The organism is Fodinibius sp. (assembly GCF_034521915.1).
GTDB lineage: Bacteria > Bacteroidota > Rhodothermia > Balneolales > Balneolaceae > Fodinibius.
Genome location: NZ_JAXHLU010000006.1, coordinates 14,942 through 32,869, shown reverse-complemented (window position 1 = coordinate 32,869; position 17,928 = coordinate 14,942). Strand labels below are relative to the sequence as shown.

The 17,928-nt window shown below is 42.5% G+C and carries 17 protein-coding genes; 11 read left to right on the top strand and 6 right to left on the bottom strand.

Annotation, left to right across the window (positions count from 1 at the left end):
• Nucleotides 1–206: 206 nt before the first annotated feature.
• A complete protein-coding gene (locus tag U5J89_RS05625; RefSeq protein WP_322574630.1) occupies nucleotides 207–1,100 on the bottom strand; it encodes a DUF4382 domain-containing protein in 894 nt (297 codons plus the stop codon).
• Nucleotides 1,101–1,264: 164 nt separating this feature from the next.
• On the opposite strand from U5J89_RS05625, the gene U5J89_RS05620 reads away from it, so the two are divergent.
• The 3 genes from U5J89_RS05620 (at nucleotide 1,265) to U5J89_RS05610 (ending at nucleotide 3,435) form a co-directional block, all read left to right on the top strand.
• A complete protein-coding gene (locus tag U5J89_RS05620) occupies nucleotides 1,265–1,816 on the top strand; it encodes an HAD family hydrolase (protein ID WP_322574629.1) in 552 nt (183 codons plus the stop codon).
• Nucleotides 1,817–1,902: 86 nt separating this feature from the next.
• Nucleotides 1,903–2,925: a hypothetical protein gene (locus U5J89_RS05615; RefSeq protein ID WP_322574628.1), complete on the top strand. Its 1,023-nt coding sequence runs from the start codon at nucleotides 1,903–1,905 to the stop codon at nucleotides 2,923–2,925.
• Between the two features lie 117 nt (nucleotides 2,926–3,042).
• A complete protein-coding gene (locus tag U5J89_RS05610; protein WP_322574627.1) occupies nucleotides 3,043–3,435 on the top strand; it encodes a hypothetical protein in 393 nt (130 codons plus the stop codon).
• On the opposite strand, the gene U5J89_RS05605 is transcribed toward U5J89_RS05610, so the two are convergent.
• Nucleotides 3,402–4,298: an SMP-30/gluconolactonase/LRE family protein gene (locus U5J89_RS05605; RefSeq protein WP_322574626.1), complete on the bottom strand. Its 897-nt coding sequence runs from the start codon at nucleotides 4,296–4,298 to the stop codon at nucleotides 3,402–3,404. The two genes, U5J89_RS05610 and U5J89_RS05605, sit on opposite strands and share 34 nt — an antisense overlap.
• 294 nt (nucleotides 4,299–4,592) lie before the next feature.
• Between U5J89_RS05605 and sucC the strand changes: the two genes are divergently transcribed.
• Both sucC and U5J89_RS05595 read left to right on the top strand, forming a co-directional pair.
• A complete protein-coding gene (gene sucC / locus U5J89_RS05600) occupies nucleotides 4,593–5,807 on the top strand; it encodes an ADP-forming succinate--CoA ligase subunit beta (RefSeq protein ID WP_322574625.1) in 1,215 nt (404 codons plus the stop codon).
• A gap of 135 nt (nucleotides 5,808–5,942) precedes the next feature.
• Complete coding sequence (locus tag U5J89_RS05595; RefSeq protein WP_322574624.1) at nucleotides 5,943–6,740, top strand: hypothetical protein; 798 nt, start codon at nucleotides 5,943–5,945, stop codon at nucleotides 6,738–6,740.
• Between the two features lie 24 nt (nucleotides 6,741–6,764).
• Here the strand turns inward: U5J89_RS05595 and U5J89_RS05590 are convergent, their stop codons facing one another.
• Nucleotides 6,765–7,655, bottom strand: coding sequence for a DMT family transporter (locus U5J89_RS05590; RefSeq protein WP_322574623.1), 891 nt, complete (start codon nucleotides 7,653–7,655; stop codon nucleotides 6,765–6,767).
• Between the two features lie 179 nt (nucleotides 7,656–7,834).
• The gene (gene bshA, locus U5J89_RS05585) at nucleotides 7,835–8,986 is read right to left on the bottom strand and encodes an N-acetyl-alpha-D-glucosaminyl L-malate synthase BshA (RefSeq protein ID WP_322574622.1); all 1,152 of its coding nucleotides are present in this window, start codon (nucleotides 8,984–8,986) and stop codon (nucleotides 7,835–7,837) included.
• 212 nt (nucleotides 8,987–9,198) lie between these two features.
• On the opposite strand from bshA, the gene U5J89_RS05580 reads away from it, so the two are divergent.
• The 5 genes from U5J89_RS05580 (at nucleotide 9,199) to U5J89_RS05560 (ending at nucleotide 14,745) form a co-directional block, all read left to right on the top strand.
• Complete coding sequence (locus tag U5J89_RS05580) at nucleotides 9,199–9,972, top strand: YebC/PmpR family DNA-binding transcriptional regulator (RefSeq protein WP_322574621.1); 774 nt, start codon at nucleotides 9,199–9,201, stop codon at nucleotides 9,970–9,972.
• Between the two features lie 61 nt (nucleotides 9,973–10,033).
• Complete coding sequence (locus U5J89_RS05575; RefSeq protein ID WP_322574620.1) at nucleotides 10,034–10,729, top strand: tetratricopeptide repeat protein; 696 nt, start codon at nucleotides 10,034–10,036, stop codon at nucleotides 10,727–10,729.
• Nucleotides 10,713–12,500, top strand: a complete 1,788-nt coding sequence (locus U5J89_RS05570) for a BatD family protein (protein WP_322574619.1) — start codon at nucleotides 10,713–10,715, stop codon at nucleotides 12,498–12,500. Before U5J89_RS05575 ends, U5J89_RS05570 begins: the two co-directional genes overlap by 17 nt.
• A gap of 2 nt (nucleotides 12,501–12,502) precedes the next feature.
• Nucleotides 12,503–13,285 carry a GW dipeptide domain-containing protein gene (locus U5J89_RS05565; RefSeq protein ID WP_322574618.1) on the top strand — a complete coding sequence of 261 codons (783 nt, stop codon included), beginning with the start codon at nucleotides 12,503–12,505 and terminating at the stop codon, nucleotides 13,283–13,285.
• A gap of 89 nt (nucleotides 13,286–13,374) precedes the next feature.
• Nucleotides 13,375–14,745: a dipeptidase gene (locus tag U5J89_RS05560; protein ID WP_322574617.1), complete on the top strand. Its 1,371-nt coding sequence runs from the start codon at nucleotides 13,375–13,377 to the stop codon at nucleotides 14,743–14,745.
• 216 nt (nucleotides 14,746–14,961) lie between these two features.
• On the opposite strand, the gene U5J89_RS05555 is transcribed toward U5J89_RS05560, so the two are convergent.
• Together U5J89_RS05555 and U5J89_RS05550 are read right to left on the bottom strand one after the other, a co-directional pair.
• Nucleotides 14,962–16,194, bottom strand: coding sequence for a S9 family peptidase (locus U5J89_RS05555; RefSeq protein ID WP_322574616.1), 1,233 nt, complete (start codon nucleotides 16,192–16,194; stop codon nucleotides 14,962–14,964).
• Nucleotides 16,145–17,002, bottom strand: coding sequence for a DPP IV N-terminal domain-containing protein (locus U5J89_RS05550; RefSeq protein WP_322574615.1), 858 nt, complete (start codon nucleotides 17,000–17,002; stop codon nucleotides 16,145–16,147). Before U5J89_RS05550 ends, U5J89_RS05555 begins: the two co-directional genes overlap by 50 nt.
• A gap of 386 nt (nucleotides 17,003–17,388) precedes the next feature.
• Here U5J89_RS05550 and U5J89_RS05545 point away from each other — a divergent pair, with 386 nt between their 5' ends.
• Nucleotides 17,389–17,925 (top strand): hypothetical protein, encoded by a 537-nt coding sequence (locus tag U5J89_RS05545; protein WP_322574614.1) that lies wholly within the window; start codon nucleotides 17,389–17,391, stop codon nucleotides 17,923–17,925.
• Nucleotides 17,926–17,928 lie beyond the last annotated feature (3 nt).

Sequence of the window (17,928 nt, the reverse complement as noted above, 5' to 3'; positions counted from 1 at the left end):
TGTTTTTTTTGCAAGTAAAAAGAATGTAGTCAATGCTTAATACGAACTCAATACCACGCAAGAAGATAGTTCGTTATTAACAGCCGGACAAATTTCATCCAACTTGATTCATCTGCGAATCAAAATAGCCGTAAAGGAATACACTCAAAAAAGCCCGACCGCTAACAGGCAGCCGGGCTTATAAAAAATATAAATTGTCTTTTATTCTATTCGGTTTCTTCCAGGGTAATAGTTCCCAAATCGGTTTGCTCATCCTCTTCAACCATTACATCAGTGATTGTCGTATCTGCATATTGCTCGTTGGTGGGTTCAAAGCTTACATCATATTGACCATCTTCCAACCCTTGCAGTAGAAAGCTCCCATTCTCATCAGTCTGGGTAGTAGCTGCGGTGTCGTCTTCCATAATTGCAAACACATTGAGGGCTGCTTCTGAAGGTTCCACACTTCCTGCAATTGAACCTACTTCAACATCCTCACCGTCTTCCATAAAAGCTTTTAAAACAGGCTTTAGTATATACATTCCACTATTGCCTGCTTTGTGTACCGAACGCCCCGCATCAAAATCGACGGTAACTTCAATTTCTTCACCGGCTTCGAGATCAGTCTGAAATTTTATTTTATAACCTGATTGTTGTCCACTGGGCACTTTAAGATCGTGAATAGTACTGTCAACCATAACGGTATTATCAGAACCAAGAATCAACCGAAGCTCTTTGTAGTGACCCGGTTCCAAATCGGCCTCAGCCAATAACGTATCTACACCATTTGTCAGCTCTAATAAATTAATATTCATCGGCTCTACCGGTAAATCTATCCATTCTCCATCGTCATTATTTTCAGTAGTATCACTTTCCGCCGAATCGCTTTCTGCAGGCGTATAATGAATTCGCAATCCTTGTACATCAATATTAACCTGCTGATAATCACCAGGTGCATCAGTGAGTTTTACCTTCATATGGGCTTTTCCATCGGCGGTATTGCTCGTTTCAACATTCGAGCCCAGATCACTACACGATATAGTTAAAATACCCGCCATTACAATGGATAGCCCAATGGTAACAAAACGAGATACTTTGAACTTATTTTTCAATAATTCCATAATAAACTCCATGCCTAACTTTTAAATGATATTTTACTTCTTTGCTTGAATTCATATCCAAAACCAGCTTATTTGTTCCGCTCTTTCCTCATTCAAATTATCTCGAATAACGGCAGCGAATTCTTATTTTACTTTATCGTAATAACTGCAACAGATACATCGATATGAATAAAGCTTTTTTTCTTGACCGTGATGGCACTTTAAATGTGGATTACAATTATGTGCATAAGCCCGAAGAGTGGACTTGGTGTGACGGAGCCATGAAGGCTTTACAGTGGATGCAAAAACATCAGTATAAAATAATTGTGGTTACCAACCAGTCCGGTATTGCCCGCGGTCGTTATTCCGAACAAGACGTTCAAGCTCTGCATCGCTGGGTTGATAAAAAACTGGCAAAACAGGATCTATATATTGATGACTGGTATTATGCCCCGCACCATCCAGAACATGATCCAGACAAAGAGTATGCCTCCGAAGATCGCAAACCCGGTACGGGAATGTTCAAAAAAGCTGCAGCCAAGCATGACATCGACTTCAACAAATCTTATATGGCAGGAGATAAAATCACCGATCTAAAACCGGCTATTGAACTGAATATCACCCCATTCTTTATCCGATCACGCCACGAGCCCAATCAAGATAAACAATGGTTAAGTGATCACAACATTTCAGCTTTTGATAATATTGGACAAGTTATTACTACTTTGAATAGATAATTTTATTGTGCACATAACTTTTAATGCTTTAAACAACATTTTTTAGTAATGTTATTATAACCGTTATCCAAAATGAGGGGGGAGCAATGAAACGCTTTCTCATATTTACAAGTTTACTGTTGTTTATCAATGGATATAGTGTAGCTCAGCTAACCACACCAGACTCTGCAGGAAACATCCATCCCTACTGGTCGCCCACCGGCGAAGAAATTGCTTTCGCTTCGCCCATCAATGGTAATTTTGATGTTTATGTGATTGATTTAACTACTGGTGAAATTCAAAATATGAGCCATCATCCCGCTAATGATTACTACCCTTCCTGGGCTCCAAGTGGAAAAAGGTTAGCTTATTTTTCCGAGCGCGAGCGTCAGCATTATTACGATCTAAAGTATAAAGATGAAAACCACCAAGAGAAGAATTTTCCCATAAATTCAGCTCGTGATGTTGATATGCCTTCATGGTCGCCGGACAGCCGGAATGTGGTCTATCACTCGAGTGAGGATGGAGACATGGAGATTTATCTTCGCGATTACAGGGGTAACCACATTCGCAAACTCACCGACAATGAAGACACCGATGTATATCCGTTCTTTTCCTCGGATGGGCGACATATTCTTTTTCTAACGGATCGAGATGGTAATCTTGAAATCTATAAAATGCGTCCCGATGGCCGAAATCAAACCCGACTCACTTACTCTCCTCATTCCTATGAGGTTGATCCTATTTGGTCGCCCGATGATAGCAAGATCGCATTTGCATCGAACCGTAGCGAAAATTTCGACATATATGTAATGGATGCCGACGGATCAAATACGAAACAGCTTACCACCAATCACCATTTTGACTTAGGTCCCCAATGGTCGCCCGATGGCAAGCATCTGGTATTTTCTTCGAACCGTTCTGGCAGCTTTGATATTTTTACTATTAGAACAGATGGAACTGATTTAAAACAATTAACAGTACATCCCGGAAAAGATCACTATGCCTCATGGTCACCCGATGGGGATGAGATTGTGTTTAGTTCTGATCGCAGTGGGAAATCGGAGATTTATATAATGCATAAGGATGGAAGTAACATGCGTAAATTAGAAATAAACCGATATCAATAATATACATTGATATAATGAACGTTTTAAACTGGCTTTAATTTAGTTCTTAGATACTAAAGCCTATATCCTGTTAACGCCCAAAAAATGGATATGAGTTTCAAACTAAAGACCAGCGTTATGATACGAATAACATTACTGTCCAGTTTCTTACTATTTTTCTCTACTTTTTTAATTGGTAGCGAAAATTCAAGTCCTGTTAGCTTTGCAATCACCGATGAATTAGTTCCAAGTAAGCTGGATGTGCATTTTGCTCGAAATGTAACAATCCTTAAATCTAATGCTTTCCTCGCTGATTTATCACGTCAAGCTATTACTATTAATCTATCGAACATGGAAAGCAGAGTGAAATCAAATTGGACTGTTGTGGGAGTTCCGGAAGAGCAGGAGCAATTCTGGGGTAAAAAAAACTTACAAATTATCCCCATGTTACTTCTGCAAGACAAAGAACCAAAACAATACCAATCGAGTAATATTTTTCACATTCCAGTTTTACTGGTTTCAAGCTTGTAAACAGCATTAGGTGCGGTTAAAAACAACGTGGTTCCCTCAGAACCACCCCATGCCAAATTTGTAATTCGAGCAGGAGTTTTAACTTGTTGCAACAATTTTCCTTCGGGAGAAAAAATCCAAAGCCCGCCGGGACCTGTGGAATAAATATTCCCCTCCGTATCTACTTTCATTCCATCTGCTGCACCTTCAGCATCCGATTCCATTTCGGCAAATATTCTTCCACTCCCTAATGACCCATCTTCATTTACATCAAACACGCGGATATGATTATGACGAGTATCATTTACATACAGTCGGGACTCATCCGGGGAAAAGACAATACCATTCGGCAGATCAAAATCATCAATCAATAGCTGCAGGCCATTCTCCTCTGAATAGCGATAGACGCCACTAAAATCCAACTCCTTTTCTTCGTCTGAAACCCCAAAAGGAGGATCCGTAAAATAGATAGAACCGTCTGATTTTATCGTAAGATCATTTGGACTGTTCAGCCGTTTGCCATTGTAATGGTCGGCAACTACGGTAAGTTTTTTATCTTCCGATAATCTTGAAACCAAACCATCATGCTGGGCCAGTAATAGATTTCCTTCCTGATCAAAAGCAAGCCCATTAGAATGTCCACTGGGCTTTAAATATATAACAGCCCCTTCGCCGGGCGCCCATTTATAAACAGTATTAGCCGGGATATCGCTAAACAACAAATATCCCGAATCATGCCAGAGCGGACCTTCCGTAAATTCATATCCATCAGTAATTTTCTCGGGCTCTGCATCTTCATCAACAATCTGCTGCCCAAATGTTATCATAACCGGTAAGACAATCATCAATAATGATGCTAAAAGTGCTTTAGATATTTTTCCCATAATAATTTTGTTTAGATGCCCTTAAATTTGACTCGCTTTTATTTTCTTTTCTCAAGTTAAAAGAGAAATTTATCATTTCAATATCATAAAAATTAATAAAGAATACACCACCCTATAAATCTCTAATCCTACAGATCAGTTAGCAATAAAAATATTTAAATCCAAAGCCCTAAAATTCTTGCCATTCATTTGTTATATTAATCGCTCAATTTTGATACAGTATTTAAGGATGTCTATCACATCCTACTTTTGACGAGCTAAACTGAGGTAATTACTAACTATACGATTGTTGTTATGAAAATTCATGAGTATCAGGCGAAAGAAATTTTAGAAGATTACAATGTTGCCGTTCCGGCTGGCGTAGCAACCACTTCGGTTGACGAAGCAGTTAAAGCAGCTAAAGAGATGAAAGAAAATGGGTCATCTCTTTTTGTTGTTAAGGCCCAAATTCATGCCGGTGGGCGCGGTAAAGGGAAAACCAAAAACAGCGATGTAAGCGGTGTTATTCTCTGTAAAACAATTGATGAGGTGCGCAATGCGGCCGAATCACTGCTTGGCGACGTTTTGGTCACCAAACAAACCGGTGAAGAGGGACAAAAAGTCCAGCGTATCTACGTTACCGACGGTGTGGACATTGAACAGGAATTTTATCTCGGTATTTTGCTCGATCGCGCAAAAAGTAAAAACGTCATTATGGTTTCTACCGAAGGTGGCGTTGAGATCGAAAAAGTAGCAGAAGAAACGCCCGAAAAGATTGTGAAGGAATGGGTTGAACCGGGCATGGATCTACAGCACAATCAAGCGCGACACTTAGCTTTTGCACTCGGCCTGGAAGGCGATGCCTTTAAAAAAGCTGTGAAGTTTATCATGGCGCTGTACAACTGCTATCTGGAAACGGATGCCAATATGGTTGAAATCAACCCGCTTGTTCTTACTCCAAGTGGCGATGTTATGGCACTCGATGCCAAGATGACGTTTGACGACAATGCACTCTTCCGTCATCCTGATATTGAAGAACTGCGCGATAAATCAGAAGAAAATCCTGTTGAGCTGGAAGCATCCGAGTATGGACTCAGTTACATTAAACTCGATGGTAATGTCGGCTGTATGGTAAACGGCGCCGGACTTGCCATGGCTACTATGGATATCATTAAACTTTCCGGCGGTGAACCGGCCAACTTTTTGGATGTAGGCGGTAGTGCCAATGTCGAAACAGTAAAAAACGGCTTCCGGATTATCCTTGAAGACAAGAATGTCAAAGCTATTCTCATCAACATCTTCGGTGGAATTGTCCGCTGTGATCGCGTAGCCAACGGTGTTATTGAAGCCGTCAAAGATCCTGAAATTGCCGAAAAGGTGGAAGATGTACCCATCATTGTGCGACTGCAGGGTACTAACGCCAAAGAAGCCAAAGAGATCATCGATAACTCTGACTTAAATGTGATCTCTGCCGTGCTTCTAAAAGAAGCAGCTGAAGAAGTATCAAAAGTACTGGCACCTGCTTCGTAAAACAAGGTCAATCAGTTTAGACGCTAACCCTGTCAGAGTTTTGGATCTCTGACAGGGTTTTTTATTTGCGAAACTACTTCAGTGGCAACCCGGTTTTTAAAGCCTAAAATTTTTACCAACTGTACAACTACTGTAATGAAGAAAACACTACAAGTTGTCAATATTATTGGCTTTCTCATTGTGCTCGTGATCAATTATACAGCCAATGCCGGACTCATTAACGGCCAAACCGTTGGGGATATCTCCTCTCAATACCAAACGCTCTTTACACCGGCCGGCTATGCTTTTTCTATCTGGGGATTTATCTACCTGATGCTTACAGGATTTGTTTTCTATCAGGCTCAGGGACTTTTCAAAAAAGTAAATAATGATGCTTTTATCCTCCAAATAGGGTGGTGGTTTGTAATTAGCTGCATTGCAAACAGCCTGTGGATTATCGCCTGGGTTCATGACTACATTGGGTTATCCGTTCTGCTGATAACCATTCTATTGTTTTCACTGATGAAGATCGTCGTCAATACCAACATGGAACGCTGGGATGCGCCCTTTCCTAAAATTGTTCTGCTTTGGTGGCCATTTTGTTTTTACTCCGGATGGATTACCGTAGCCGTGATCGCAAATATCTCAGCCTATCTAACCAAGATTGGCTGGGAAGGCTGGGGAATAAGCGACCCTGCTTGGACCATCACTATGATTATTGCAGCGGGACTGATTAACTTATTTATGATTGTAAGTAGAAATATGCGTGAATATGCGCTGGTAGGCATCTGGGGATTGACCGCCGTAGCAGTTGCAAACTGGGGCGTCCATCAATCGATTGTTATTACGGCTCTCGTTGTATCAGCAATACTATTCATAGCGGTTTCCATTCATGGCTATCAAAACCGGACAACGGCTCCACACATCAAGTTTAAGCAAATGAAGAAAAGCTAACTCCAAAGTATGCCGCATATATAACTATTTCTTCGTTTTTGTTGCTCCTAAATAAATAGCCGCCAATACAATAGCTGCACCAACATATTCGAGTATTGTTGTGGAACGGTCGAAGAAAAGAATATCCCATCCAAATGCCAGTGCCGGCTGAAGCAGTAATGCCAATCCTGCCACCGAAGCATTAACCTGCGGTAATCCTTTAGATATAAAAACCCATCCGAGAACCTGTCCTACAATTCCAAGTCCAATTAAAGCTGCCCAGGTCTGTAGATCCGGGATGGAGAAATGAGCTCCAGGTTCAATTACAACCGTAATTCCCAGAATAGCTGCCGACATCAGGCTAATCCACATCATATTCGGAATTAATGAAAAGCGAAGCTTATAGCCCGCCGATTGTGATTTCCGAAGCGTAAGAATATAAAGTGCATATGAAAATGCCGTGAGTAGTCCGTAAAGTACTCCCATCTCAACGGCCCCTCCGCGTTCTCCCCATCCTGTTTGCACGATCATAAACAATCCCACGACGGCAAAAGGGATAGCAACCATTAGCTTCCAGCCTAACTTTTCTTTAAGGAAAATCACGGCCAGCAGTGCTACAAAGAATACCTGCATATTCCCCAGGATAGTCGCCAGACCCGGCCCCACAAAATCAATGCTGCGGTGCCAGAAAAACAGATCCATGCTGAACAAAAAGGCACAAACAAACGGAATGGCTAAACTCTTAATCCCAAACCACAACCGATAACTTTTAATGATCGTGATTCCCAACAGGATAATCCCACCAAAAAGCATTCGGTAAAAAGCAGAAACCGTTGGTCCAACATTGGCCAACTCCACCAACACTGATGTAAAGCTAACCATTGCCGCACCGAAAATAATATACCCAATGGCGCGTAAGGAAGGAGAATCAGACATGGTCATATCAATGATTTAGACAAATTTTCAAATGCTTATTTCTCCTAAATCATTTTGTCGCGACGCAGAGCCCGCCTTCGCCGAAGCACCTATTAGTATGTTATTATTAACTAATTGGCTACGCGCAGGCAGGCATCGGTACGAGATAACCGTATATTTTTTTATATAGATCACTTCCCTTATACCCTACTATTCGATTTCTTCATCTCTTTCTTACACTGCTGATAATATTCTTCGTATTGGCTGATAATTTTACTCATTTCAAATGTTTCAGCCTGCTTTCTGGCATTTTGAGCTAGCTCTGCATGCAAATTCTCATCGGACAAAATCTCAACTGCGTAATCGCCCATACAATCGATATCATCCAAATCACAAAGGTAGCCAGTTTCTCCATGGATATTTACTTCGGGCAGTCCCCCGATATTTGAACTGATCACCGGCACACTGCAGCTCATAGCTTCAAGGGCGGCCAGACCAAAGGTTTCCGAGCCGGACGGAATCAGAAACAGATCGGCAATGGACAAAATTTCTTCTACCTGATCTTGTTTACCCAAAAAGCGAACCTGATCACATATTCCTAGCTCGCGGCATCGTTGCTCCGCGCGCTGTCGATCGGGTCCATCCCCAACCAATAGTAGCTTTGCCTTAATATCATTTTCCAAAATGCGAGCAAATACACTCACAACTTCCGGCACGCGTTTCACTTCGCGAAAGTTCGAAACATGTACCACTACCTTTTCATCATTGGGGCAAATGGCCTTTTTAAAATGGGTTTGATCAGATTTTTGAAAACGGTCCAGATCAATAAAATTAGGGATAACCTTAATATCCTTTTTGATATCGAAACGTCCGTAGGTTTCTTCACGAAGATACTCCGATACCGCCGTAACGCCATCACTCTGATTGATCGAAAAATCGACTACATTCTTATAGCTCGGATCACTTCCCACAATCGTGATGTCGGTCCCGTGCAGCGTGGTAATCAATGGTACATGTTCCGCCTTTTCTCCAAGTATCTGCTTAGCCAAATACGCGCTGGTAGCATGCGGAATAGCGTAATGAACGTGCAGGATATCAATCTTTTCGTATTCAATGAGGCTCGCCATCTGGTTTGCCAATGCCAGATCGTACGGTGGATATTCAAACAGCGGATAGGTATTCATGTTCACTTCGTGATACGATATGTTTGTCCGAAACGTATCCAAACGAGCGGGACGCGCATAGCTTAAAATATGAACATTGTGATCGCGCTTGGCCAATCCCTTAGCCAATTCTGTGGCAACAACTCCGCTTCCCCCGAAGGTGGGATAACAAACAATTCCTATATTCATCTACTTGTTACTTAAAAGTTAATCCGGTAATACTGTAATTATAACACTTCATTGTGTTTAACATTTTCTCACAACAAAATAACAGTACATCTCATTTCCTACAATCCGATATTAGGTGCAAAGTCAGTTATCTATTATATTTAAGGTTTAGTATTTTTTAGATATCCATTACACCCAGACACACATTTTGTTCAATAAATAGATATCAACCTATGGCTGGTCATTCCAAATGGTCTAATATAAAGCATAAAAAAAAGAAAGAAGACAAAAAGCGGAATAAGATTTTCAACAAACATCTGCGTGAAATTTCTGTTGCTGCACGCGAAGGGGGCGGCGATCCGGAAACGAATCCAAGGCTTGATACAGCCATCAATAATGCCAAGAGCGATAATGTTCCCAAGGATAATATCGAGCGAGCCATAAAAAAAGGCACTGGTGAACTCGATGAAGGCGACGGCAAGTATGAAGATGCTACCTATGAGGGATATGGTCCCGGTGGTATCGCCTATTTTATTGAAGTAACGACTAATAATTACAATCGCACAGTGGGAGAAATTCGTCACATCTTTTCATCCCACGGCGGCAACCTGGGTACGGACGGATCGGTCGGTTATCTGTTTGAACAGAAAGGGATGATCCGTATAAAAAAGGAAGATCAGGATCAGGAAATCGATGAAGATGAGTTTATGCTGCAAGCTATCGATGCCGGTGCCGAAGATATTGATACCGATGGAGAGGTATTGAATGTAACAACCGGTCGAGAATCGATGTACCAGGTTAATGATGAGCTCGAAGAAATGGACTACGATATTGAGTCGGCCGAGCTTATTCGCATCCCCATGACCGAAGTGAAAGTGGAATCTGATGTGGCTGAGTCAAACTTTAAGCTGATAGAAAAGTTTGAAGATAATGACGATGTATCTAATGTGTTTACAAATATGAAAATGGATGACGAAACGCTGGCCATTGCAGAGCAGATGGACTAACTTTGCAATTTTCAGTTCTCTTTTTTCGTTAATGTGATGAATAATAAATAAGGAGAATACAATGCGATACGTTTGGGCTTTGCTGATAAGTTTTTTATTGCTGGGAGCCTCCATCGAAGATGCCCGCAAGGCCAATGAGGCCTATGATGAAGGTAACTACGAGGAGGCTATCTCGCTATACAAAAAGGCGATTGACGCCGATCCAGAAAATGCAAAACTCTATTTCAACTTAGCGTCGGCGCTGGCAAAATCGGAACAAAGCGAAGAAGCTATTCGTACCTTTGAGCAGTTTAAATCGATGACCAACAGCACCGAGGAAAAAGCTAAAGCCAATTACAACATTGGAAAGGTATTATCCGATAATCAGAAGTGGGGTAAGGCTGTAGATTATTTTAAAAAGTCGCTTCGTTACATGGCAGGGGATGCCGATGCAAAACATAATTTTGAGCTTGCCAAGAAAAAGCTTCAGGAGCAACAGAATCAGCAAAATAAAAATAAACAGAACCAACAAAACCAGCGGCAAGAGAATAATGAGCAAAACCAAGATCAACAGCAGCAAGATCAACAAAATCAGCAGAACCAAAAGAATCAGCAAAATCAGGACCAGCAGAATAAACAACAACAGCCCCAAAAGATGAGTAAGGCCCAAGCACAAAAAATATTAAAAGCCCTGGAACAGAAAGAGAAAGAACTGCTTAAACAATTTAAAAAACAGAAAACGGAGTCCAGTAAAAGTTCCAATGAGAAAGATTGGTAAATCATTTTATACCGTCGGTTTTTTTCTGGTTTTCGTACTCCTCGGGAGTCCATTCAGCTGGGCTCAATCGAATGTTTCTGTTGAAGCCAGCTTATCTCAGACTACTATTTACACCGGTGAACGTGTTAGCCTTTCGATTGAAATAAGTGGCAACTTCAACAATGTATCCCGACCCGATCTTCCCCAGTTTGAAAACTTTCGCCTACTGAGCAATAATCCCTCCACTTCTCGTAGTTACAGCTATATAAACGGTCAAAGCAGGGTCTCATACACCTACAGCTACTATCTTATTGCCCAAAAACAAGGGGAGTTCCAATTACCCAGCGTCAGCGTTTCTATTGATGGAGAAACGTATGCCACTGATCCCATTCGGGTTAATGTTATTGACAGTAAAGAGTCGGCTACGTCAGAAGATTCGTCAGAGCAACCTGATATTTTTCTAAAGCTCGAAGTATCTGACAAACAACCGGTAACGGGACAGCAAATTATTACTGATGTCATTTTATATTTCAGGGATGGATTAGAAGTCAACTCATACCAACCCGTACCCGGATGGAAGGCCGAAGGATTTTGGAAAGAAGAGCTGGAAAACTCCGGACGCCCACGGGCCGAATCTACTGTTTTAAATGGCGTCCGGTATCGAAAAGCGCGCCTGCTGCAATTTTCGTTATTCCCCACTAAATCGGGCGAACTGGAAATTAGTCCCTATAAAATTGTTGTTGCCGTCCGTTCGGCCCGATCCGGCAACGATCCCTTCAGCAGTTTCTTCAGCGGATTTGGCAGCAACCAGCGTGAGGTTGAGCTATCCAGTGATCCCATAACGGTAGATGTCCAAGCCCTTTCTGCGACCGATGACGCCACCTATCTTGGTGCGGTTGGTGATTTTGATATTTCCAGAAGTATCAGTACCAGCAATGCCCTTGTTGGTGAATCTATAGAAATTGAGACGCGCGTAAGAGGATCGGGCAACATCCCGCTTATTTCGAAACCCAATTACGATCTACCCGATGGACTTGAAATTTACGAACCCCAAGAAAACACGCGGCTGGATCGCAGAAACAGTACTATTAGCGGCAGCAAATCATTTACTGATGTTATTATTGCTCGTTCACCGGGCAACTATACCATCCCCTCAAAAACAGTTTCGTATTATAATCCATCACGCGGCCAATATATTACCACCACTCTCGAAGCACTTACCTTTTCAATTGATGAGAATCCGAACGTTATAGCCGCTTCTGAAAACTCCGGACAATTTCCTGTTTCTCCTGTTACAGGTCTTGCCAGCTGGATTGTCATATCACCCGAGCCGGCAGATCTATTGGGAATATGGTGGTTCTGGGCAGGACTAATTATACCACTTATCATTGCAGGAGTAGCATACTGGCGAAAATCGTATGCCGAGAAAATGCAAACGGATACGGCCTTTGCCCGATCGGTCAAAGCATCCGACAAAGCACAGCAACGCCTCAAAAAAGCTATCGAAGTGTCCGAACAGGGAGATATCAAACAGGCCTATAACCTGCTGCAAAAAGCAATAACAGGCTTCATCAGTGATCGACTGAATATGCCCGAAGCAGGATTGTCCAACCAAGATTATATAGAAGCGCTAAAAGAACAAGACATCGAAGAGAATCTGGTTAAAAACGTACGCATGCTGCTGGAAAAATGTGCTACCATCAGTTACGCCCCCAATACTACTCATGCTTACCTTAAATCGCATGTTGGCCTAGCAGAAAGTACGCTCGAAAAACTACAAAAAGTATTGTAATTGTGTTTACTAATCGAACTCCAAAAATATTTCTTTTCCTTTTTCTTTTCGGAGGATTTGTTGCCCTCAGCTTTGCTCAGCAAAATGCTCAGGCCCTCTTTGATAATGCCAATGAAATGCTCCAGGAAGGTAACTATCAACAGGCCATCTCGTCATATCAAAAGCTGGAAGATCGAAACACCGTCTCCGGTGCTCTATTTTTAAACATGGGAATTAGCTATCAGCGTATCGACTCGCTGGGAATGGCAAAGTATTACTTCTTGAAAGCTTCCCAATTTGAAGAAACGGAGCAGCAGGCTCAAAAAGCACTGCAGTTTGTGGAATCACGATTCAGCCGCCAATCAGCCGTACTACCTAAACTTCCCTGGGATATAGCTACTGGCTGGCTCCAGGAACATATCGGAGCTGAAAATATTTTACTGATAGGAATCATTACGCTAAATATCGGGGTATTTATATTTATTGCACACTGGTTTCTGCAGGCCTATCCCAAGGTATTACGCATCGGGGGACTTTCCCTCATTGTAGTTGCACTGCTCATTATCGCCTCCAGCTTTTACACCCAATATATTAGTGAACGATACAGCAAGGCGGTAATGGTAACGGAAAAGGTGTCCGTTTTGGCAGAACCTGCTGAGGAAGCCTCTATTGTCAGCCGCGCTTACGAAGGCTATACGTTTACTGTTGATCATCGAAAAAGCGATTCACGACAAGAATGGACATACGTTCGCATGAGCAATGGCTTATATGGATGGATTCCCAACAGCGAGATACTTATACTCTGATTGGAAGTATTTGCGTATTCCGTAATGCGTAGTAACCTGACTTTACGCAATACGAAATACGCAACACCATAACTCAAGATTATTTTCTTATGTCAACAGTTTCCGAATATATCGACATTAATAAAGAACAGTTTAAACATGAGCTATTCGACTTTCTGCGCATTCCCAGCATCAGCACCGATTCGGAATACAAAAATGAGGTCATTGATGCCGCAAATTTTTTGCTCGACAAACTCAACAGCCTTGATCTTGACCGTGCTGAAGTTTTTGAAACGGAAGGCAATCCTATTGTGTACGGTGAGCTGATTACTGATGAATCAAAGCCTACAGTGCTGGTTTACGGTCATTACGATGTGCAGCCGCCCGATCCCGTAGATCTATGGGATACTCCTCCCTTTGATCCCACTGTGCGCGATGGCGATATTTATGCCCGCGGTGCCGCTGACGATAAAGGACAATCATATACTCATGTGAAAGCGCTGGAAGCCTATCAAGAAACGGACACTGATTTCCCCGTAAACATTAAGTTTATCTTTGAAGGGGAAGAGGAAATCGGATCTCCTCATCTGGTCCCATTTATTAAAGAACATAAGGACTTGCTCGAATGTGACATGGTGCTCATTTCTGATACCGCTATGTTTGCTGAAGATACACCATCTATTACCTATGGGTTGCGCGGACTTGCTTATATGGAAATTAACGTTAAGGGTCCCAATAGAGATCTGCACTCCGGGGTTTATGGCGGTGCAGTCGATAACCCGGCCAATGTGCTCTGCGAAATTATTGCCCAGCTAAAAGATGATGACGGTGTTGTCCAAATTGACGGTTTTTATGATGATGTCATTGAGCTAACCGAAGACGATCGCGAAACCTATGCTAAATTGCCTTTTGACAAAGAAGAATACAAGGAGAAGCTTGGTCTCAAAGCCCTTAAAGGCGAAAAAGGCTACAATACGCTGGAACGCACTTCTGCTCGTCCTACGCTGGACGTGAATGGTCTTTGGAGCGGCTACCAGGGTGAAGGTGCCAAAACCGTACTACCAGCCAAGGCGGGTGCCAAAGTGAGCATGCGGCTGGTTCCTGACCAAGACCCCAAGAAAATTGCAAAGCTCTTTAAAGAGCATGTTAAATCGCTGGCTCCGGATACGGTTACCGTTGAAGTAAACGAGCATCACGGCGGACATCCGGCCATTACCGATCTATCATTCTATGGGTTGCAAGCCGCAGCAGATGCGTTTGAAGCCGTGTATGATAAAGAACCACTGTTTACCCGTGAAGGGGGATCGATTCCTATTGTTGCAGACTTCCAAAAAGTATTGGGCGTCCAGTCTATTTTAATGGGATTTGGCCTCAACAGTGATGCCATCCATTCGCCCAACGAAAAGTTTGCGCTTAAAGATTTTTACCGCGGCATTCATACATCGGCTAAGTTCTTCGAGCTGCTGCCGAACTACAGCTAATATTCTTTAAACCCTCAGGGTTTACAAGCTTTTTAGCCTAAACAAGCTATGATATTGTACAGAACCCTGAGGGTTTATCTACTTCTCACAGACCTCCAGTTTGTGGCCAATTTATTTAGTACAATTCCAAACCCGCAGGGTTTACAATAAATAAAATTTATAATCCGAAATTTGCTCTTATTAAAACCCTGCGGGTTTATTTACTATTACTTCAATTTATTTATCCGTGCGATACCGCTCAAACCAAGCAATAATATTATTGACCTTATCAATCAGCTGACTGGGGCGGTTAGCAATAAAATGGGACGCGCCCGGCATCTCTACATAGGCGGTCTCAATATCACGAACCTTCAAAGCACTATATAACTGCTTTGCCTCTGAGGGTGGCGTTCGCAAATCATCAGTTCCGACCATCACCATCGTGGGCGTTTCGATGTTGCCAACCAAGGAAACTGGTGAATTTTCCCAGTACTCCTCAAAGTTTTCCCACGGTTGACCCGGATAGCGGTAGTTGGCATAGCCATAATAATTGTCCGCCGTAAGCGTCTTGCTAATCCAGTTCATCACCGGCTTGATAACGGCCGCAGCATCGAATTGATCGGTCTTGCCAACCATCCACGAGGTCATCGTACCGCCGGCACTTCCGCCGGTTACGAACAAGTTATCCTCATCTATATAGCCTTTCTCAAGCATTGTTTCTACACCATCCATTACATCATGATAATCATTACCCGGGTAATCGTGATAGAGTAAATTCCCAAACTCTTCACCGTAACCAGTACTACCGCGCGGGTTGGGATAAAAGACTACATATCCGGCCGAAGCATACAGCTGAATCTCAGGAGAAAATCGGTCGCCGTAGTTAGAAATAGGTCCGCCGTGATTTTCGACGATCAGCGGATATTTTTTATCGGGATCAAAATTTGGCGGCTTTACAATCCAACCCTGAATTTGACGTCCATCCACCGAAGCTTCGTACCAAATCTCTTCCACCTGCCCGAGTTCTCGATAATCCAGCAACGCATCATTCAGCCCAGTAAGCTTCGTCCGCTCATTCTGATTTCTGGATGTCGTTGCCAGCTCCGCCGGATAGTAGGGCGTCGTTTCGTTATAAGCTATAGTTCCATTCTCAGACACTGAAAACGAGCCACCGCCATATGGACGTGCTACCGTTGTTCCGCCAACATTATTGGCTACAACCGACGTTTCTCCGTCGAGTGTTGTATGACCAATTTTCGTATTGCCCTTATCATCATACATAAAATAAAGGCCTTGTCCGTCTTTATCCCAGTGGATAGATGAGATACTTCGATTCAAATTCAGCTCAATCGCCTGCTTGTTGCTGCCATCTGTGTCCATCGTATAAAGCTGACTTATCTGATACGTCTGTACCTTGTCATCATATCCCAAGTACGCAATTGTTATCTCCGTCGGGTGATAGCGTTGCACTGTAATCTGGTCCGTTTCGGTTAGTAAGCTGTTCAATATCACCACTTTCCACATCCGCCGAATACAGCTCCGACTCCCGACGTTCATGCTCCCAATTTTCGTTTAAATTTGCGGAGAAGAATAGCTGCTCTCCATCGGCACTCCACACGGGATCACCTGAGTAATGGTAATCACCTTCAGTAATCTGACGAGGAGCCCCACCCTCGGCCGGTACGGTAAAAATATGCGTAAAACCCGGATCAATATAGCCGGAGCCGTCGGACTCGTAATTAAGTCGAGTCGTTACGCGAGGATTATCTGCCCACTCGGCTCCTTCCGGCGGTTGTTTCGAATCTGTTAGTTTAGGATTCGACTCCGGGACCTTCATGTTAAACGCCAGTTGCTTTCCATCGGGCGACCAGGTTATGCCACTCGGTGATTTCTCCAGCTGGGTAATTCGAGATAAAGTGCCACTTTCCATCCAATAGATATAAATTTCACTGCCATCATCTTCTGATGAAGAGGTAAAGGCAATCCGGCTGCCATCCGGTGACCATCGCGGACTGCTTTCGTTGACATCACGACTCGTAAGTTTTTGGTGATCAGAACCATCGCTATCCATTAGCCAGAGACGGGAAATTCGCTTGTCTTTCATCTTATCCATACTCCGGCGAACATAAACAATCTGTTCACCATCCGGTGATATTTGTGGGTCTTCAACCCATTGCAGTTCGAACACATCCATGCCGGTAAAAGGTTGTACTGATTGCGCAACCGTCGTAAGAGGGAACAGAATAATGACAAAGAGAGGAAGTAATAACCGTTTCATAGACAGAGTGGATTTATTTAAGATATTCAGTAAAACTTCAAAGACATTCAATAAATATAACTCATGTTATAGAGGCAATTGCAAAAACCGAAAAATTGAACTTGTCATTGCGAGCCTGCGAAGCAATGCCTGCGCGGAGCCTTCTATAAAATATGGCTTATGATGTTACAAAAGCTTCAGCATACAGGCAGGCCGCATTACATTCCCCGCATGGGCGGGACAAGGCGCGATGACAGTATGGTTTTGCAAAGGCCTCGTTTTATTCAAAACTATTATAGCTATTTGGATGGCGTGCTTCAATCAAAAAATGGCTTCTCTATTACATTCATCCTCTGTAGATTTTTGTTTAAACTGTTAAAAGGAGGTAAATCAAATATTAGCTGACAATGTCAGTTTTCAAGAACTATTCAAAGCTGTTTCTTTTAGGATGTTTTTCCATCCTTATCGTCAGCTGTGACTTATCAAAAAACGAAGAGTTCGAAGAAACCTACACCTATTCCTTCCAAAAAGATAAACAATTAGTCGCTGATACGACTATAAGACAGATTACCAAAGATAGTACTCAAACGCTCCTTAATGTTTCATCTCGGCCGGGAAATAACCTGGTTTTTCATTATGAAAAACGAGTAACTCCTCCCCCTAATGTTATGGATGGAGGGAGTATCACCACGGTCTACTTTCAGATACCACCCGAAAGTTCAACATTTTCACTTGAAGGGGCAGAGTTGACAAATGCCAATGTTTATTTTCAAAGAAGCTGTTTTTGCCCCATAATTGGAGCTCTAAAAGTAGGAAATGGTGTTTTAGAAGGGCAAAAATTAAGTGATAATATCTGGTCAATTACCGCCTCTTTACAGCCAAAAGGACCCAATACAACCTATACCGTTGAATGGAATAAGATTTTTATTCTAAACTCGAATTGATTG